The 18,703-nt window shown below is 48.3% G+C and carries 16 protein-coding genes; 1 reads left to right on the top strand and 15 read right to left on the bottom strand.

Translation table 11 applies throughout. The features are described 5' to 3' along the window. Window positions 1–20: 20 nt before the first annotated feature. The 4 genes from DFP94_RS17615 to DFP94_RS17600 all read right to left on the bottom strand — a co-directional run bounded on the left by DFP94_RS17615 (window position 21) and on the right by DFP94_RS17600 (window position 3,395). On the bottom strand, window positions 21–1,031 hold the full coding sequence (locus DFP94_RS17615; protein WP_114497788.1) for an AAA family ATPase: 1,011 nt from the start codon (window positions 1,029–1,031) through the stop codon (window positions 21–23). Further along, window positions 1,028–1,705 (bottom strand): nicotinamide riboside transporter PnuC, encoded by a 678-nt coding sequence (gene pnuC / locus DFP94_RS17610; protein ID WP_114497787.1) that lies wholly within the window; start codon window positions 1,703–1,705, stop codon window positions 1,028–1,030. The genes DFP94_RS17615 and pnuC overlap by 4 nt, the downstream gene beginning before the upstream one ends. A 203-nt stretch (window positions 1,706–1,908) precedes the next feature. After that, the gene (locus DFP94_RS17605; RefSeq protein WP_114497786.1) at window positions 1,909–2,568 is read right to left on the bottom strand and encodes a deoxynucleoside kinase; all 660 of its coding nucleotides are present in this window, start codon (window positions 2,566–2,568) and stop codon (window positions 1,909–1,911) included. Window positions 2,569–2,633: 65 nt separating this feature from the next. After that, on the bottom strand, window positions 2,634–3,395 hold the full coding sequence (locus DFP94_RS17600; RefSeq protein ID WP_114497785.1) for a spermidine synthase: 762 nt from the start codon (window positions 3,393–3,395) through the stop codon (window positions 2,634–2,636). A gap of 146 nt (window positions 3,396–3,541) precedes the next feature. Between DFP94_RS17600 and DFP94_RS17595 the strand changes: the two genes are divergently transcribed. Beyond that, window positions 3,542–4,468, top strand: coding sequence for a copper amine oxidase N-terminal domain-containing protein (locus DFP94_RS17595; RefSeq protein WP_181873195.1), 927 nt, complete (start codon window positions 3,542–3,544; stop codon window positions 4,466–4,468). A 61-nt stretch (window positions 4,469–4,529) separates the two neighbouring features. Here the strand turns inward: DFP94_RS17595 and hprK are convergent, their stop codons facing one another. The 11 genes from hprK to DFP94_RS17540 form a co-directional block, all read right to left on the bottom strand. Beyond that, window positions 4,530–5,444 carry an HPr(Ser) kinase/phosphatase gene (hprK, locus tag DFP94_RS17590; RefSeq protein WP_114497783.1) on the bottom strand — a complete coding sequence of 305 codons (915 nt, stop codon included), beginning with the start codon at window positions 5,442–5,444 and terminating at the stop codon, window positions 4,530–4,532. Between the two features lie 185 nt (window positions 5,445–5,629). Then, complete coding sequence (locus tag DFP94_RS17585; RefSeq protein ID WP_114497782.1) at window positions 5,630–7,135, bottom strand: malate:quinone oxidoreductase; 1,506 nt, start codon at window positions 7,133–7,135, stop codon at window positions 5,630–5,632. A gap of 371 nt (window positions 7,136–7,506) precedes the next feature. Then, on the bottom strand, window positions 7,507–9,585 hold the full coding sequence (locus DFP94_RS17580) for a serine hydrolase domain-containing protein (protein ID WP_114497781.1): 2,079 nt from the start codon (window positions 9,583–9,585) through the stop codon (window positions 7,507–7,509). A gap of 111 nt (window positions 9,586–9,696) precedes the next feature. Further along, window positions 9,697–11,004, bottom strand: coding sequence for a sensor histidine kinase (locus DFP94_RS17575; RefSeq protein ID WP_114497780.1), 1,308 nt, complete (start codon window positions 11,002–11,004; stop codon window positions 9,697–9,699). A 4-nt stretch (window positions 11,005–11,008) separates the two neighbouring features. Continuing rightward, window positions 11,009–11,749, bottom strand: coding sequence for a LytR/AlgR family response regulator transcription factor (locus DFP94_RS17570; RefSeq protein WP_114497779.1), 741 nt, complete (start codon window positions 11,747–11,749; stop codon window positions 11,009–11,011). Window positions 11,750–12,025: 276 nt separating this feature from the next. Next, on the bottom strand, window positions 12,026–12,745 hold the full coding sequence (locus DFP94_RS17565; RefSeq protein ID WP_114497778.1) for a Crp/Fnr family transcriptional regulator: 720 nt from the start codon (window positions 12,743–12,745) through the stop codon (window positions 12,026–12,028). A 216-nt stretch (window positions 12,746–12,961) separates the two neighbouring features. Further along, a complete protein-coding gene (rd, locus tag DFP94_RS17560) occupies window positions 12,962–13,129 on the bottom strand; it encodes a rubredoxin (RefSeq protein WP_114497915.1) in 168 nt (55 codons plus the stop codon). A gap of 32 nt (window positions 13,130–13,161) precedes the next feature. Then, entirely contained in the window at window positions 13,162–14,397 is a 1,236-nt protein-coding gene (locus DFP94_RS17555) for an NAD(P)/FAD-dependent oxidoreductase (protein ID WP_114497777.1), read from the bottom strand. A 27-nt stretch (window positions 14,398–14,424) separates the two neighbouring features. Continuing rightward, entirely contained in the window at window positions 14,425–15,657 is a 1,233-nt protein-coding gene (locus DFP94_RS17550; RefSeq protein ID WP_114497776.1) for an FprA family A-type flavoprotein, read from the bottom strand. Between the two features lie 274 nt (window positions 15,658–15,931). Continuing rightward, a complete protein-coding gene (locus tag DFP94_RS17545) occupies window positions 15,932–17,002 on the bottom strand; it encodes an alpha/beta hydrolase (RefSeq protein ID WP_114497775.1) in 1,071 nt (356 codons plus the stop codon). Window positions 17,003–17,188: 186 nt separating this feature from the next. Continuing rightward, on the bottom strand, window positions 17,189–18,565 hold the full coding sequence (locus DFP94_RS17540; protein ID WP_114497774.1) for an amino acid permease: 1,377 nt from the start codon (window positions 18,563–18,565) through the stop codon (window positions 17,189–17,191). Window positions 18,566–18,703: the final 138 nt, after the last annotated feature.

Here is an 18,703-nt window from a genome sequence, read left to right as displayed (position 1 = left end):
TATTCTTTAGTCCATCTGATCTAACCGTTCAGCTCGCCGAAATAGTTCCCGTAGGGCTCGAACTTCGCCAGCACCTCGTCTACCTTGCGCATGCGTTCCTCCAGGCTGCCCCGCAGCGTAATGTAGGGAATACGCCGTTCCTTCAAGTCCGCGATGATTTGCTTATGAAAAATATGCCGCTTCTGATCTCCGCTGCGATCCCACGTATCGTCGTAAGGAATATCGTCGTCGCACAGGAAGAACAGATCGTACCGCTGCGCATTCTCCAGGGCGATCCGGGTTAAGAGCTCGGGCGCCCGGCCGTGGTAATCCAGGGCGAACATATACGTGGTAATCGCGTTGGTATCGACGAACAGAACCCGGTTCGCCTCCAGCAAAGCCTGCTCTTCGCGCTCGATATGACCCACCGCGATTTCATCGAACGCTTCCAGACCAATTCTGCGGTCCACCTGATGCTCGGTCCAATAATCGCGTCCATATTCGCTAGCAAAGGTCGTGCGATACCGCTGCGCCAGCGCTTCGGTAAGGGTCGACTTGCCCGTCGACATCGCGCCTACGAATACCACCTTCGTGATCAAATCCCGGTACACGAGTTCGCTTACGAACTCCCTGTACTTATATGGATCGGAACGGACCATCGTCGCCGAGATCGGAACATCTTCGCGGGCTTCATCGACCCGCCGGTCTACCGCACCCAAGGCTAGACTCATATGTCCGCCGTAAAACTCACTGGAGTAAAAATGCGTTACTTGCTCGCCATTCAGCAGACCCAATATATACTGTTCTTCCCGAATCTCATGCTCCCGGTCGTTCGAATACCCGTCCGGACCGTCCCAGGCTTCAATCACCCGGACCGCCGGGTAGAGCTTACGAATCCAGTTCGCCCGAATATGGAGCGGGATCGGCGTGACCGTCGTCTCATAAATCACCACGATCAATTCGTCGACCTCTTGCAGCGCCGTTTCGATCATAAACTGATGCCCTTTATGCAGCGGGGCAAACTTCCCCAGCGTCAATCCAAGACTTTTCATGCCGCCACCTCCTTGGCCCCTTTGTTCCAGATATAGTAGCCGTAAACCGCGTTAACCAGATACGCGCTCCACATCACGATCATCAGCAAGCCTTCGCCGCTGCCCTCCAGCATCCGAATCGCCCACAGCAGCACCGTGAAGAGATTCAACACGATATAGACCAGCCATTGTTCCTTAAATCTTCTAACCATTAAAAAGGTGGCCACGACCGACAGCACCGTCGTAATGGCATCGATGTAAGGCGAGTTTTGTCCGGGGATGAACGAAAGCCCAAAACCCAGCAGCAGACAGCCTAATACGCAGACCGCGCCGACGAGGAACAGACCTTTAAGCTCCATCTGGCGCATGGCCAGCTTGCCGCCCTGGCGGTTATTTTTCCACATATAGAAGCCGATAACGTTCATTGGAACAAAGAAAAGCAGATTCAGCATAACCTCTCCAAACAAACCGTTAATATAGGCTAAATAAGCGTAACCGACGGTATTGTACATACCGAAAACATAGCTCATCAGGTTCCCCTTCGCCGCAAGTACCACGCACAGCACCCCGGTGATAAAGACCGTAAACCCGAATAAAGAATCCTTGGAAATCACCGTAAACCCGACAGCGATCGAGGTAAACAACACCAACCAGATCATTTCGAACAGGTTCCAGCCACCCGCAACCTTCTTCATCTTGCATCCCCCAGCTTTCTCCACTCCTAAACGGAGCGATAAATTCCCGCGTCACTTGGTAACATTTTGTTAATAACACTTTGATAATATCAAAAATAACAGAAAAGCCTGCGAATGGCAAGGAATTTTTTCCACCATTCCGCAGGCTGGACATTTATTTATAAGATGTACCGGGGGAGTTCCGTCCCACACATCCCTTGAAGTTACACCGGGTATGCAAGCTTCGTTCGTTGAATCGTATCGCCGATTCGGCGAACAATATCATCCAGCGACGCCGGGTCGTTCACGTCGTATTCCTCGATGTTCAGACGCAGCACCGGGCAAGCGGTAAAACCGTCGATCCACGCGGCATAACGGGCATGCATATGTTCCCAGTACGAGCGCTCCGTTCGGACTTCCATTTCGCGGCCGCGTTCCTGAATGCGGGACAGGATGGCAGGCAGGCTGCCTTCCAAATAAATCAGCACATCAGGGTGCGGGAAATAAGGCGTCATCACCATCGCCTCAAACAGACTGGTATACGTTTGGTAGTCCGTTGCCGACATCGTGCCTTGATCGGCATGCATTTTGGCAAAGATCCCGGTATCTTCGTAAATGGAACGATCCTGGATAAACCCTCCGCCCGCTGCAAAAATCCCCTTCTGTTCCTTAAATCGTTCGGCCAAAAAGTAGATTTGCAAATGAAAGCTCCAGCGCTCAAAATCAGCATAAAACTTCTCCAGATAAGGGTTATGGTCCACCTTTTCCAGTGAAATCTTGAACCCCAACCGCCTGGCGAGCGAAGTGGTCAGCGTCGATTTGCCCACCCCGACCGTACCCGCGACGGTAATGAGCGCATTGTCCGGAATTCCGTAGTTCTTCATGATAATTTAGCTCCTTTATCTCGTACCCTTCATAAGTGATGAATTATACCGTTCATGCCCTCTTTTTACAATCGGTAATTTTCATTCCGATCCTGGATGATGTATCCTTCCTCCGGTTTGAACGCGACGAACCCGGCCATCTCCTTTTCCCGGAACCGTATCGGCTGCCGCGCCCCCATGAGTAGGATGTTTCTTTTATCGGCCGCTCCCGTCTGGGGCAATTCGAAGCAACAGGTATAAGTAAATACGGACCGTAGCGTGGTGTGCACGGCACAGATCAGGTTATCGGATGCCCCGCGGCCGAACAGGTTCATTATGAGGCCGCCCCGCTCGTTCAGCTTGTCCTTGCATAGTGTGAAGAAAGGCTCGGAAAGCAGATGAAGCGGGGTATCCTTCTCCGTAAAAGCATCGAGAACCACGAAATCATAGAGAAGATTCCGCTCCCTTTCCAGCAAGCTTCGTCCGTCCCCAACCTCCACATTGGACAGGGCGTATCCGAAGTAACGACGGCTGACCTCCTTTACCCGCGGATCGATCTCCGCCACTTTTACCCTTTTGTCCTTGAGCCTGGCGGGAATAGTTCCGATGCCGAGACCGATGACAAACACTTCATTGTAGTCCGGAAGATACGTTTCCATAAGATGAAGAATGGCCCGGGGATATTCGAATACGATGCGCTCAGGAGAGTCTACGTCCATGACCCCCTGAGCCGATCCGTCCGAAAATGCCAGAACGCGGTATCTTCCGGGTTCCCCATCAAAATGCGACGTTTCGTAAACAACCAGCTTGCCCCAATCCCCGGTCTCATCCTCGTACAACACTGTCATCCGTCTTACTCCCTTTCCGCAATCCGACAAGGCAAAATAATTTTTTCATTAGGAAAATTATGGATCAATTATGAAAGCAAACTATGTTATATTCAAGAAAATAGACTTATTATTTTGAAACCAAAATCATGGCAAAAGGAGACAATATGAAGAAAACAGTTTGTTTAACGCTTATAGGGTGCCTGACCATCTTCGCCGGTCTTTTCTCTTACGCTCCCTCCACTTCCGCCGCGGCCCCTACTTACACTCTCTACATAGACGGCAAGGTTTCATCGGCGAAATTACCAACCGTCGTTGAAAAGGGCACCACGCTCATTCCGATGAAGGCGGTTCTAACCGAATTAAATTATACCACGACCGTCGATAGCAAAAGTAAGTCGGTCACGGCGAAAAATACGGCCGGTTCGTATATCACCGTACAGACAGGCAGCAAGAAAGCCAAAATCAACGGAACCGCAACCCTTCTGGCCGCACCGGCCAAGGCGATGAACGGAACCACGTACATTCCTTTATCGGCCGTCAAGCCATTAACCGGTAAAGTCGTCGGAGCGGATGCCTCTAAGGGCATCGCCTGGATCGGTGAAAAGCCGGCGGCAACCGCCCCTGTTCCGGTATGGGGAGTAAGCCCGGACCAAATGAAGGCCGTTTCCGGTGAGAAGCTGCTTCTCGATGAAGGGGGATCGGGCGATATTTATCTCCTTTTGTACCAGGAATCGCTCGATGACCCTGAAGAATTATATATCTTCTACAAAAACAAACTGGCCAAAATAGCATTTACCCCCGATATTTCAGGTTTTGATGAATCCGGGTTAATAGGCGTTTATGAAGGCATGTTTGATAATCTGGCTGAAGTTTACGGTCAACCGGAAAGTGATATTATTGCTGCATATAAGGACACACACGAGCAAATCCCCCTTGCTGACGGAGGTTATTTAACAAGCAAGTGGAACGTGGGAGGCACAAAAATCATGCTTTTATTAAAAGGAACGGACACTGGATACACTGTCAACATGCAATACATAGATACGTCCGTAGAAGCCCAAGTTGAAGCCGCAATGGATGCGATTGAATAAACCAGTTCGTAAGGATAATAAAGAAGGAGCAGGCGTTCTCGCCTGCTCCTTCTTTATTATCCTACTGCATCTCGTTCTCGATCCGCTGCATGAACTCTTCCGCCGCGCTGTACCCGAGCTGCTTGAGATACCAGTTGTTGGCGGCCGCCTCGATCAAACCGGCTACGTCGCGTCCAGGCTGAAGCTGGACTTCGATATGCGGGATCTGGACGCCTAAATATTCCGTGAACTGGGGAACTACCTCCAGCTCATTGTTCAGGGAATTCTCCTGCCAAGGCGCAAGCTCAATATCGAGCACGATTCGCGTCTCGTCCTGAAAGGCCCTGCGCCCGTATTGGCGCACGACATTGATCAGGCCGATGCTGCGCAGCGCGAGGAACTCCCTCGTGGTCTCGTTATGCGTGCCTAGCAGCGTCGCCGGCCCCAACTTCTTGAGCACGACAATATCGTCCGCGACGAACCGGTGACCTCTTCGGATGAGCGTATGGGCCGTCTCGCTCTTACCTATGCCGGATTTGCCCCTGAGCAGAATGCCAATGCCCGATACGTTTACGCACACCCCATGAATCGAAATCTCCGGGGCCATGGCCTTCACCAGGTATCTGTCCAGCTTGGCGATAAATTCCGTGGTCGTCTCCGGCGTCCACAACAGCGGAATGCCCTCCTGATCGCAGAATAGCTTCAGATACGGGATCTCCTGCTGTCCCGATGTCACAATAAAGCATGGCGGATGATACTTGACGATGTTCCCGATATGCAGCTTGCGTTCCTCCACGCTTAGCGTCAATAAATAGTTAATTTCCTTGCGGCCGAGCACTTGCACCCGTTCCATAGGAAAAAAGTCAAAATACCCTACAAACTCCAGCCCCGGCCTGTGCGTCCGCGGACGGGTAATCACGCGATCCATGCGGCTGGCTCCCGCAAGCACTTCCAATTTGAACGTTTCCGTAAGGCTTTGAACGGTGATCGACTTCATGCGGTTCTCCTCCTGCGGTTAGGGCGTACCCGGAATACGCCTGATTTTCCATACTACGGTTTTGGATATAAGTATTATACCGTTATTTAAGTCCGCTTTGTAGGAGAGGCACGCCTTCGACGCATATACATTCATTCAAGGATGCAGGACAATGGCCGTTGAACTTTAATTTATTTTTGTACGGTCTACATGACGGATTGCAGGTCAAACTCACGGGTTAGACCAAGCGACTGCGCTGTTGATGTATGAATTTCATGGATCAGCTCCGGGTTTTCCAATAGTGCCACCCCATACGAAGGAATCATTTCACTTATTTTAGAATGCCACGCTTCGATATGTTGCGGGAAGCATTTATGGATAACCTCCAGCATGACGGAAACAGCCGTAGAAGCCCCGGGAGATGCGCCGAGCAATGCCGCGATGGAGCCATCGGCGGCACTAATGACTTCCGTACCGAATTGAAGCATTCCTTTGCCGGCAGCCGTATCTTTTATAATTTGCACTCGTTGTCCTGCTACAAGCAGATCCCAATCCTCGCTTTTCGCGTTCGGGAGAAATTCCCGTAAAGCTTCCATGCGCTTTTCTTTCGATAATATCACTTGCTTGATCAGGTAAGTCGTCAAAGAGGCATTCTTTACGCCGGCCGCCAGCATCGTTACGAGGTTATGCGGTTTCACGGAAGTAATCAAATCCAACATGGACCCGGTTTGCAAAAACTTTGGCGAGAAGCCGGCAAACGGCCCGAATAACAACGATTCATTATTGTCGATAAATCTGGTATCCAGATGCGGGACCGACATGGGGGGAGCCCCAACTGGAGCTTGTCCGTATACTTTGGCATGATGCTGCGCAACAATTTCCGGTTTCTTGCACACCAAAAATAATCCGCTAACCGGAAATCCTCCGATCCCTTTACCTTCAGGAATACCGGATTTTTGCAGCAAATGCAGGCTGCCTCCCCCACCGCCGATAAAAACGAATTTAGCAGCAAGACGTTCGACATGGCCGTTATCCACATTCCGTACTTTCAATTCCCATGCGCCGCGGCTAGTCCGCATAATATCATCCACATGATGGTTGTAATGAATATCGACGTCTTTACTCTTTAAATGGGTAAGCAAAATGCGGGTTAATGCGCCAAAGTTGACATCCGTACCCGCTTCGCTTCGCGTTGCCGCTATAGGTTGATTCGATGCCCGGCCTTTCATCATCAGCGGAATCCATTCCGCAAGTTTAGCCGGATCCTCGGAGTACTCCATCCCTTGGAACAACGGGTTGTTGGACAGCGCTTCATAACGTTTTTTTAAAAACGTGACATCCTTCTCCCCTTGGACAAAGCTCATATGAGGTACAGGCACGATAAAATCCTTCGGGTTACGGATCAGATTGCTATTTACAAGGTAAGACCAAAATTGCCTTGAAACCTGAAACTCTTCATTCACTTTTATCGCTTTGCTAATATCTATGGATCCATCCGGTTTCTCGACGGTGTAATTAAGCTCGCAGAGTGCAGAATGCCCCGTTCCCGCATTATTCCACTCGTTGGAGCTTTCTTCTCCTGCCTTCGCCAGTTTCTCGATCACGGTAATCTTCCAGTCCGGTACTAATTCTTTCAGAAGCGAACCCAAAGTTGCACTCATGATGCCAGCACCAATTAAGACAACATCTGTTTCGGTTTGTCTGTTGTTCATTTTTACCGTCCTTATGCGCTAATATTTTAAAAATACTTATTAACATTTTTAGATATCTACTATTATATGATAGATATATGTTATTAAAAAGCTGCTAATTTCAAATGGGAAAATGTTTTTTTGGTATTGACGGATTTTTGGAATGGTGCTAATTTGGTGAACCGTAAGCTCGCGGATCAAGGCAATAAAGTTAACCCGATAATAACCATCTATAAGACGAGATCACTTGAGGTCGGGTGGCTTTCCCTTGCCCAATTGGATAAAGAAAGTAGCCATGGACGCCAAAAACCAAGATGCTAAGCGAGAACAGGCTGCTTAGCTTCTTGGTTTCTTTCAAATGTTATCCTATTTTATTTCTGAGGGTGTTCCGCTTATTTCGACTCCATCGTAATCGTCATGATGTCGCCGCCCCGACCGCCAAAGACAATCAAGCCGTTCTCCGGCAGCACTGCCGTATTCGTGCCCGTGGCAACCGAAATATTCACCGGCGCACCGTTCGCATCGTACACGGCGAAACCGCCATTCCGGGACAGGTCAACGGTCATGGTCCTGCCTGCGGCTCCCTCGCCGACCTTGAACCAGCGCGCATTACCCGATACCGGGATAGTGACGTTGGAAGCGACGCCTTCGTAGATCGGCTTCACAGCCGCTTCGCTGATATAGATCCGACCGTCGGCCTGCAAGTACTCGACACCATCCTTTTTGGAGAAGGTCAGGTCGAAGACATCGCGGCCGTTCATGACCGGGATTTCTGCAATGTTCACTGCATGGTCCCCGTCCTTGATTTTCGTTCCGTTGGCGTAGCCGTTTTGCCCGTTTAACTCAATCGTTTTCGACAGAATCTGAGGTGAGAAATAAAACAGCGAATTGATCTTCTCGTCTACTGCATAATAGGTCTTTCCGTTTCGCTCTGTCCAGGTCTGTGCCACGGAATCGGCCAGCGGGTTATTGGCCAGCTTCTGGGATTCATAATAAGCGATCACCGACTGTCCTAGTCCGGGAAGCTCCAGATAACTCTTAACGCGGACGTACGTATGTCCGTTACTCTGGTCGTCGAAGCTGATCACGGTGCGTCCATCCTTGCCGGTAAATTCGCGATCGCCGGTATATACGTAGGTTTGCTCCGGAATCAAACCGTCCATCATTCCGGGCAGGTCCACTTCTCCGTTGCCAATCGTAATTTGGAGCGTTGACCCCACGGTTCCATACAACCCGGAGTAAGCGTTCAGGCTGTCCGGCATGTCTTTTTTGGCAGGGACCGCAAAGGTTTTATCTGGCTGAATATCCGCGATATTCCCGGTCTCTTTCAAGTACGCCAGTAAAATATTACTCGCCGCCACCGTATTAAAAATGGACGAACCGCCCGAGGACAGCAGCGCAATAGAGATATCTTGTTCAGGCAGGGCGATCAGCGCCGAATGATACAGGACCGTGTCGCCGCCTTTGGTTACCGCTTTTATGTCGTAGTTATCGAACGGGGCCAGATCGACCGCATCCCAACCTAGCCCGTAGCCAAAGATGTTCGACTCGTCCTTGACCCAAACGCCGCTGCGGTATTCAGATTTCTGCATGGCTGTCGCCGACGCTTTGGACAACAGATCAGGCCGTTCTCCCGTCAGCACTTCCGAGAACAGGGTCAGTTCTTCCGCGGTGGAATAAATGCCGCCGGTTCCGATCACATTCGCGTTCTCTACTGGCAGCTCTCCGGCAATGCCCGGAAAACGAACCGGATACAACCGATCCCGGTTGAAATCGTCGCGCGGCGTTTTCGTTGAGGTCAGCTGCAGCGGATTGCTGATATCCTGAGCCAGAAACTCGCTGTAGCTCATCCCGCTCACCCGTTCCACCAGAATCTCCAACAGTTGAAATCCGTCATTGGCGTAGACGGAATACTCGCCCGGTTCCGACTTCAACTTTTCAGATTGCAGGTTCTCAAGCAGCTTATCATGGTTTTCCGTATCGTTGTCCTCAAACAGCATACTGTTCTTGTAATGCGAGCCGTACAGTCCCGCCGAATGGTTCATCAGCATCCGGGGCGTGATCTGCTTATATCTTTCGTCATCCATCTTGAACTCGGGGATATATTCCGTTAACGGCTGATCGATATTCACCTTGCCCTCATCAGCAAGCATCATCGTCGCGGCGGTCACGTACATTTTACTGACCGAGCCGATTCCGAACATGGCCTCCTTCGTAACAGGTGCCTTACTTCCCGCCTCATTCACTCCAAGACCGCCCGACAGCACAACCTTACCTTCGTCCCGGATTGCATACTGTACTCCGGTCGCACCATAGCCCTCGATGAGCGTCTCCACCATCTCGCGCGCCTTCGCCCCGGCTAAATCTCCCGTCGTTGCGTCGCTATTTGCCCATGCCTCTCCTTCCGCCACCGGCAGTGCCAGCAGCAGGACAGCCATCACGGTCGCGCTCATCCGTCTCCACTTGTTCATCTTGGCTTCTCCCTCTTTCTGTTTCGATTTTGTTCTGACTTCATCATACAAGGAGAGTGAGTAGAACATTCCAAAATGCCCCGAAACGAAAAAAAGAATCCCCGAAACGCATTACGCCCGGGAATCCTTGGTGTCAAACGGTAGCACGACCATATTGTCGAAGGCTTGAGATTCGGTTTCTATCGTCATATGTCCACCGTATTTTTCACAGATTCGCTTGATGTTGGTAAGTCCAAAGCCGTGGTAATCCGGGCTCGCTTTCCGACTGCGCAAATCGGTCACCTCCCGATCCACGTGGTTGCGGATTCGGACGAATAACGCGGACTCGCTTGAACGGATGTAAACCCGGATATTCCGATCCTCGGCTACTTTTACTTTTTTCGATGCTTCGATGGCATTATCCAGCATGTTGCCGAGCACCACACACAGATCATAGCGCTCAATCTGCAGCTCCCGATCATAGAGGCGAAGCTCCGTCTCCATTCGGATTCCGTTTGCCTGCCCGATGTTCAGTGCGTTTGTCACCAGTGCATCGATCACCAGATTGCCGGTATTCACCCGATGATAGGCGCCTTCAATCTTGTTCAGTGTCACCCGGATATGCTCGCTTGCTTCGGTCGTCTTGCCTCTTTCGATGCATTCCGCCACGTATAGAAACTGCTGGTTCGTATCGTGGATGATGCTTTTGATTTTTTTGAAGCTGTGCACCGTTTTTTCATAATTGGCATCCTGGTAATCCATCTGATGCTGCAGCTGAGCATTCTCATGCAGAAGCTGGAATCTGGCAATCACCGTATCGAGTATATAGACGACAAGGACATTCAACACGATGAACCCGGATACCGACAGGAAGTAATGGATATTTTTCTCGCTGTAGATCGTCAGCACATTCACCTGGTAAATGCTAATGATCGGTACGCTGAGAAACAGCAAGAAATAGCGTAATTGCAGCGGATAGCTTCTGCGTTTGGCCATGAATCGGATGATCTGTATGACGGCGAACATAACGGTACAGCTTAATAGAAGGCTTGAGGAAAATAACAATTGTACCGATTCGAGCGTGAAGTTCGAACTGTCCACTGCCAAGGAAATCGATGGATGAAGTAAAAATAGACAGATGTTATTGATGAGCGTAAGCAGCACCGCATAAAGGACAGAAAATATGATTTTCAGGCGGAATTCCACCTCGTACCCCATCGATAGACAGAAGATCACCACCAGCGCAAGCAGCGAGGACCAAAGCGATGATGAAAAATATACGGATAGATATATCACGTTAATAATAAGGAAGGCGATCACATACATCCATTTCGTCGGTTTACTTCTCTCTTTGCCGAAGACGGAATTAAAGAAGAAGTTTACTTGGACGACCATGACGAGCGCGACGCCCAGATTCAGCAGCAGTAAAATGGGATCCATCGCTTCAGTCCACCTTCATAACCATAAATTTAGTACAAGCATCCTTCACTTCCTTGATCTTGGACCGTCCAATCGGCAGTTCCATTCCGTTCGACATGACGACTTTGCCGCCGGCAAACTTATGAACATGGATAAGGTTAATCAGAATGGAGCGGTGAATCTGCAGGAATCGGCTGTCTTTCAGTGCCGAGGCATAGCTTGAGATCAATCCCTTGCCTTCATGGATGGCATCGACCGTCGTGAAAATGAGCTTGCTCTTCACCGTCAAACTTTTGGCCGCTTCAATGGCGATAATATCTTCCTGCCGCAGCACGATCTCCTCATACACCGATTTAATGATCAGAATTTCCTGCTCTCGCTCTTGAAAATACAGACATAATTTCAGCATCTTCGCCTCGAAGATTCCCGGTTCGATCGGCTTAATCAGATATTGGAAAGTGACCACATCAAAGCTTTCTAGCATATATTCGGCATAACTCGTCAGGAAGACGATCTGTTCCTGGTGCCGTTTCATCTCCCTCAGCCTCCGCGCGGTCTGAATACCGTTCAATCCATCCATTTCGATATCAAGGATAAGAATATGAAAGGAATCCCCCTGATTCTCGTAATGCTCAATCAATCGTTCGCCCGACTCGAACTCAGCAACAGCGAATTCGATCCCGCTTTTAACCGATAAAGCGAGCAACATTCGCCTGACCCGTTCCCTCTGCTGCCCATCATCATCACATATGGCAACCCGATACATATGGTCGCTCCTTTCTTTTCGTATGAAGATTGGCTTCAAACATCTTGATGCTTGTATTATAGCGTAACACTTTGGTGTTCGCCCGGCATTTGGCGAACACCCTATTATCGAAAAACAAAAAGGCTCACTCATGAGCCACTTTTGATACGATTCAGCCTATCATCCATAGAACAAAATCAAAAGGCACCCCACAGGATGCCTTTCCAAGCCTCATGAATTGATTATTGCCGTTCTGATATCCTAACCTAATAAATCGCAATGTAAATGCTTGTTATGTCACTGAATATATTCGCGCAGAGCATTGTGTTTTTTGACGAGTAGTTGTTTATTACCGGATAAGGATATGAACCCTAATTTTTCGAATTTGCTGAGTTTTCGGCTAATCGTCTCCCGGGTAACCCCGACATAACTAGCCATTTCCTCACGCGAAATCGGCAATTCGATCAACACTCCCTCTTTACGATCTCTGCCGAATTTCTGACAAAATTCCAGAATCATATGCGCTACGCGTACCTCTGAATTCTTCGTTGCCAGATTTTGCGCCAAATTCTCTGTATGAGCCAGCCTTTGGGTCACCGCCGTTAATAGCTTAATTGAAATTTCGGGGTTATCCTCCATAATCCGGTCCATCGATTCTTTTGTTAACAAGCATATTTCAGTATCTTCAATCGCATAAACACTGAAATTATGGGTTTCATCCGGGTTAAATAAATGCAGCTCTCCGAAAAATTCCCCGCTGGTCAGCAGATATAGAATTTGTTCCTTACCATCTATCGTAAATTTGGAGACCTTGACTTGCCCGTGGTTGACGATAAACAATTTGTCCGATTTCTCGCCTTCATTTAACAGCATCTGTCCTTTACTATATTGAATATGTCTGGTCATTTGCGCAATCTTCAGGATCTCCTCATCAGACAAAGCTTGAAAAATCGGAACCTTCTTGGGGCAAGGAGCCTTCCTCCGGTTTGGATCATGGTTACAGGAATGTTCTTTCATATAGGCACCACCCTAATTCGAAATAGTACATCGTTCTTTTAGATCCCAGTCACTCCCGATGATAATGAGTATCAGCGAGAATAATATACCATGGGAATGGGGGTGACTTTGTGTTTATAAGCACAAACTGCACAAAAACGCCTCCCTGGAATTTGTATCCTACAAATAGGCGGGAGGCGTCTATGGCTAAGAGTAATTCATCACATCGTATAGATCCTATTGCTCCGGAACCTCTTCGAATTGATCCTTGTCTTCCCCGCATACAGGGCAGACCCAATCTTCAGGCAAATCCACAAATGCAGTGCCTGGCTCAACATCCTCGTCCGGATCTCCTACAGCGGGATCATAAATGTATCCACAAGGGATACAGATGTATTTTTTCATCGGTTCCATGTTCATCGTCTCCTTTATATTCGTTACGCAGTAATTGGTGTTGCAAGCCGCTCTTTGATCACGGTCATTACGTCTTGAATCGACAACGTCTTCAGGTCCAGTCCAGCCAAAGATACTTGATTTTCAATCGCTGATTTATACGGCGCTGCCGCAACGACACTTTCAAATGAAATAACGCCGACAAGGGTTCCATTCGCGAAGAACAATCTCGTGTATTTACCGGCAGCAGCGTCTTCTTCAACCAAGGTGGTATCACACTGCGACTCATCGACAACCCCCATAGAGAATAAGGCAAGATCGAATGCGTTAAACACCGTCAACGGGATCGTCTTCCGATAGACTTCCGTCCCTTGGAAGGCCATATTCTTGCCCGCTACCTTCCCTTGATCCATCGCACGGTCCCATAAGCCTTCAACCGCACCATTCCACTCGGTAACATCTCCTGCCGCATATACATCAGGAACATTCGTCTCCATATAGTCATTGACGACAATTCCTTGTTTGGTGGTTACTGGCGTGTTCGCAACAAGGTCTAAATTCGGAATAACTCCGATGGAATAAATGACACTGTCGCAAGGTATCGTTGATTCATTGACTTGGATCCCTGCTACGGCTTCTTCCCCTACAACCTGCTGAACTGCCGCCCGCAACAGGACATCTACGCCTGCCGCCTCCATCTTCTGTTTTAGAATGGAACTCGCTTGTTCATCCAATTGTCTGGCCATCAGCCGGGGGGCAGCTTCCAGTATGGTTACTTTTTTGCCGGCTTTCACGATCGACCATGCGGTCTCCAATCCTTGAATGCCTCCGCCGATATTCACGATGCTTGATTTGTCTTCAATATAGGTCTTGAACGCCTCTGCCTCATGCATTTCACGGATCGTATATACCCCTTGCTTGTCGAAACCGGGAAGCGGCAGCTTCCGGTTCTTCGCCCCGGTGCATATAAGCAACTTATCGTAGGAGATACGCTCGCCTGCAGAAGTAACTAAAACTTGTTCTTTCACATCAATTTGCGTGATGGCTGTGTTCGGGAACGTCCGGATTTGTTGCTTCTGGTACCACGCCTCTTTCTTGATCAACACTTTCTCACTGCGCAAATCGCCGTATAAATCCTTGGACAATTTAATGCGGTTATAAGGTAGCGAATCTTCGGATCCGAAGATCAGGATATTCCCTTCCGGGTCTTGATCCCGAATAGCTTTTGCCGCGTTGACCGCAGCGACGCCCGTTCCAATGATACAATAGTTCTTCGTCATGATTTCACCCTCCCTCGTTTTAACCATTTAGATTGCGCTTTGCAGCAAATCGGTGACAAAGGCCGCGGCGTGCTCGATTTTTTTCGACTGCTCATTTTTAGGGGCAAACCGGACGCGGACCGGGAACTCGACATGCGTCATCCCCGTTGATTTGATGACTTGGGAAGTAGTTTGTACATTCATATTCGTCTGCAATAGATAGTCCTGAATGACTTCGATAGCTTCCCCGCTCCATCCATAAGAACCAAAGGCTGCGGCAATCTTGCCCTCCAAATTCAGTTCCTTCAGATCCATCAGCAACTCTTCCAGGTTCCCGATTATATCTGCATATTTGGTTGAGCTTCCGATCCATACGGCATCCGCGGCTTGAATACTTGCGATAATCTCCGCTTTATCTGTTTTATCCGAATTAAATACCGTAGTCTGAATTTGGTTCTCTTCAAAGAAATGCTTCAGCTGCTCCGCTACTTTTTTCGTATTGTTCTTAATCGTTGTATACACGATAGTTACTCGTTTGTTATCAACGGTATTTGCGCTTAAAGTGGCATAGAGGTCTATATATTTCTGAATGTCTGTCCGCAAAATATAGCCGTGTGAAGGGGCGATCATTCGCACATCCAGATCCTCCAGGGCCTGAATCAATGTACGCACGTATCTGCGATGCGGATGAATGATCGCATTATAGTAGCCGACAAAGTCCTCCGTAATATCATGACCGGCTTCATCTGCAAAGAGAGACCCTGTTGTCGCAACATGTGTACTGAAAATATCGCAAGGGAACAAAATTTTATCCTCGATACAATACGTAATCATCGTTTCTTCCGTATGCAGGTAAGGGGTTTCTTTGAATTTCAAGGTTTTGCCGCCGATATCCAGCGTGTCGCCATCCTTTACAACCAGGAAGTTTCTCGAATGAAGCTTATACATTTCTTTTAACTCGTTAACCGCTAATTCCGTGCACACAATCGTTGCATTAGGCGCTCTGCCTGCAAGTGCCGCTAGACCTCCGGAGTGGTCAGGCTCCGTATGATTAATAACGATATATTGAATGTCATTCGGGTCAATAAATTCACTCAAATACTCAACAAACTCCCGGCCAAATTCCATATCTACCGTATCGATCACGGTTGGTTTGGCTGTTTTGAGCAAATAAGCATTGTACGTCGTCCCTTTAGCGAGAATCAAACGGTGGAACGGCACCTCACGATCGTCTATTTTTCCTACCCAGTATATGTCCTTGGCTATATCGATTTTATTCATCTCTTTCACTCGCCCTCCTATTGGCTCTTTGTGTTTGACTAACTGACCCCATCCTATCCCACTAAGAAAAATTCAATCAGGATTTGAATCACAATTTGAGAAATTTGTCACAGATCCATAAGAAGGAAAATATCGGTATAAGAATACTAATACTAGCCGCTGCCAGAAAAAAACAGGATACCCTTTTCCAAATGGAAAAGAGTATCCTGTGCTAATTTTCCTCGTCCTTACTGTGTATGGAATTGCTCCTATCGTGACTGCTTTTTCCGTGCGGTTAAAGCGTCTTCCGAACAACATCGGGCATTTGATCCTCATCGCCATTCCTGAATATCAATCGACTATAATTGTAGACACCATTATTCCAAACATTAAAATCATGCAAACCATCCTTAATCAGAATTTGATAATAATGATGGAGATGATTACCTGCTTGGTCTAAAAGGCCATCTATCGAATTTGCATAGCTGGCAATTGCGACATCATCGGCATCTCCACAGGTCATATACAGCAAGTGGAGCTCATAATTGCATGATGCGAGACTTGTTCCAAGAACCTTGCCGTCACTCGACGTGGGAGCGTTTGAAAAAGCCCCGACATAAGTAAATAAATCTATCATTCCAGGCGCGAGCACCGTTTTATCCAGCCCGTTGTCCCAGGAACTCTTGGTTCCAGTGAATCGCGTCGAATCATATCTGTAACCGCCGAGAATCAGATTCAGGGCTTGCATTCCCCCCATCGAAAGCCCGGCGATAGCTCTGCGCGTGCGGTTATATAAGATTCCCTCAGGTGATCTGTCTGTTATATCCGCGTAGGTTTTGTAGTTAGACTCTATAAATGGAACCAGATCATACCTCAGCTCATAGTCGAAGTAATAAAATCCCAGTAAATTGGTTCCCTCGGAATTGAAGGAACTATCCGTCCAGTCATGCGCGCTTCTTCCGTTAGGAAACACGATGATCAGCGGATCGATATCGCCGTTTGCGATGAGATTGTCGAATATATTGCAAACAATAAATCGTCCTTCAACCTTACCGTTGCCGCTTAACCAATCATTTTGGTCCCCGCCTACTCCATGAAGCAAATACAATGTATTATATCTGACAGTAGTGTCATCCGGGTCATAACCCGCAGGCAAATATATGTTGCATTTCTTCAATATGGCATCACCCGCAACGGTTTCTCTTCCTGCTGACCTGATATCGATGTTCCGATCTGTTACAAGCTGTCGCGACAAATGAATATAGTTGTTTACCTCATAGGAGACCTCTTGAACCGTACCTTGAAGCTCTTCATTAACTGACTTTAGATATTCGGCAGGCACCGATGTCAAGTTCATGATTTTCATGATTTATTATCGTCCCTTCGTTTATATAATCTCTTTCTTCGACGCTTGACCCCAAAGTCCCTTTTCGCCGGGGCTCTTTGGCTTTCTTCAACAGGAAGAGGTAACTTTTGAATAAACGAGGTCACTTGAAAAGCACCCTTCTCGGGTGCCTTTCCCTATCCGTTTTCATACAACAATAGACATACCTCATGAATGGGTCATGCTCTGATCCTGACTGCTCTTTCCCTTTTTGCTTCCGATCGAATACAAGATGAATAATAGAATAAACCATAGAGGCGTAAACAATAAAGCCGGACGCGTTTCTGTAGCGATTAGCATTATAATGAGAATCCCGGCAAACAACGTCAAGACGGCATAATTCACGGCCGGCGTGAAGGGCGCCTTGAATTTCGACTTAGCCTGCAAATCCGGCCGGGTTTTCTTATATTTGATATGGCATACGAGAACGACGCCCCAAACCCAGATGAAACAAATGGCGCTTATGGTAGTCACGATTCCAAAAGCTTGCTCCGGAATGAGCTTGCTCAAAAGAGCCCCCGCGGAGATGACCAGCGTGGAAATAAATAGCGAGTTGCCCGGCACATGATTTTTATTCAATTTTCCGAAGTGAGGCGAGGCCTGCCGGTTCTTGCTCAAATTATAAAGAATCCGGCTTGTCGAGAACATCCCGCTGTTGCAGGCGGAAGCGGCCGAAGTCAATACGACGAAGTTAATAATGCCTGCGGCAAGCGGAATCCCTACCAAACTAAAGGTTTTCACAAAAGGACTTTCGAAGGCATTGAGTTGAGTCCATGGGTTGATGCACAGCAAGACGAAAAGAGCGCCAACGTAGAAAAACAAAATCCGCAACGGTATTTTATTGATCGCCGATGGGATGTTTTTTTCCGGATTGGAGGTTTCCGCTGCCGATACGCCCACCAATTCCACGCCGACATAAGCGAAGACCACCATTTGAAAAGAAAATAGGAATCCTGTAATACCGTTCGGAAAAACGCCCCCGTGTTTCCAGAGGTTTGTTACCGTGACCGATCCTGCATCCGTCTTGAATCCCATGATCAGCAAAATGATCCCAATGCCGATTAAGGCGAGTATCGTGATGACTTTGATTAACGCAAACCAAAATTCCAGTTCTCCAAAATTTTTTACGGTTAACAGATTGAGCCCCAATAAAATGATCAGGCAGATGATGGCCGGTACCCACTGCGGGATATCGAACCAATATTGTACGTATACGCCCACCGCGATAACGTCCGCCATCGCCGTCATGATCCAGCAAAACCAATAGGTCCAGCCGGTAATGAATGCGGCCCGCGGTCCGAGATAGTCTTCGGCAATGTCCGTGAACGATTGATAACCCGCTTTGGACAACAGCAGTTCCCCTAGCGCCCTCATCACAAAGAATACGGCGATCCCCACGATCAGATATGTAATCATGATGGACGGACCGGCCTGCTGGATCGCTTTGCCCGAACCTAAAAATAATCCCGTACCAATAGTGCCTCCGATGGCGATGAGTTGAACATGACGATTGGCCAGCTCTCTCTTTAATTCCGGTTGTGCCATACCTAATTCCCCCTTAATGTATACATTACTTTGGTACAAACAAAAAAGAGATCGGATGTCATCCAATCTCCCGGTTCATAAAGAATATTAAATAGTATCTGCCCTGCTAATAGCGATAGCGATCAGCATGACAAATAA

Origin of the sequence: Fontibacillus phaseoli (genome assembly GCF_003337355.1) — a bacterium.
Taxonomy (GTDB): Bacteria; Bacillota; Bacilli; order Paenibacillales; family Paenibacillaceae; genus Fontibacillus; species Fontibacillus phaseoli.
This window is presented reverse-complemented; position numbering and strand designations above follow the sequence as displayed.

Excerpts from the sequence above, each read along its gene's own strand:
- rd (WP_114497915.1), bottom strand. The coding sequence starts at position 13,129 with ATGAAAAAATACATCTGTATCCCTTGTGGATACATTTATGATCCCGCT.
- DFP94_RS17545 (WP_114497775.1), bottom strand. The coding sequence starts at position 17,002 with ATGAAAATCATGAACTTGACATCGGTGCCTGCCGAATATCTAAAGTCA.
- DFP94_RS17585 (WP_114497782.1), bottom strand. The coding sequence starts at position 7,135 with ATGAACAACAGACAAACCGAAACAGATGTTGTCTTAATTGGTGCTGGC.
- pnuC (WP_114497787.1), bottom strand. The coding sequence starts at position 1,705 with ATGAAGAAGGTTGCGGGTGGCTGGAACCTGTTCGAAATGATCTGGTTG.
- DFP94_RS17540 (WP_114497774.1), bottom strand. The coding sequence starts at position 18,565 with ATGGCACAACCGGAATTAAAGAGAGAGCTGGCCAATCGTCATGTTCAA.
- hprK (WP_114497783.1), bottom strand. The coding sequence starts at position 5,444 with ATGAAGTCGATCACCGTTCAAAGCCTTACGGAAACGTTCAAATTGGAA.
- DFP94_RS17580 (WP_114497781.1), bottom strand. The coding sequence starts at position 9,585 with ATGAACAAGTGGAGACGGATGAGCGCGACCGTGATGGCTGTCCTGCTG.
- DFP94_RS17595 (WP_181873195.1), top strand. The coding sequence starts at position 3,542 with ATGAAGAAAACAGTTTGTTTAACGCTTATAGGGTGCCTGACCATCTTC.
- DFP94_RS17600 (WP_114497785.1), bottom strand. The coding sequence starts at position 3,395 with ATGACAGTGTTGTACGAGGATGAGACCGGGGATTGGGGCAAGCTGGTT.
- DFP94_RS17615 (WP_114497788.1), bottom strand. The coding sequence starts at position 1,031 with ATGAAAAGTCTTGGATTGACGCTGGGGAAGTTTGCCCCGCTGCATAAA.
- DFP94_RS17605 (WP_114497786.1), bottom strand. The coding sequence starts at position 2,568 with ATGAAGAACTACGGAATTCCGGACAATGCGCTCATTACCGTCGCGGGT.
- DFP94_RS17555 (WP_114497777.1), bottom strand. The coding sequence starts at position 14,397 with ATGACGAAGAACTATTGTATCATTGGAACGGGCGTCGCTGCGGTCAAC.
- DFP94_RS17570 (WP_114497779.1), bottom strand. The coding sequence starts at position 11,749 with ATGTATCGGGTTGCCATATGTGATGATGATGGGCAGCAGAGGGAACGG.
- DFP94_RS17565 (WP_114497778.1), bottom strand. The coding sequence starts at position 12,745 with ATGAAAGAACATTCCTGTAACCATGATCCAAACCGGAGGAAGGCTCCT.
- DFP94_RS17575 (WP_114497780.1), bottom strand. The coding sequence starts at position 11,004 with ATGGATCCCATTTTACTGCTGCTGAATCTGGGCGTCGCGCTCGTCATG.
- DFP94_RS17550 (WP_114497776.1), bottom strand. The coding sequence starts at position 15,657 with ATGAATAAAATCGATATAGCCAAGGACATATACTGGGTAGGAAAAATA.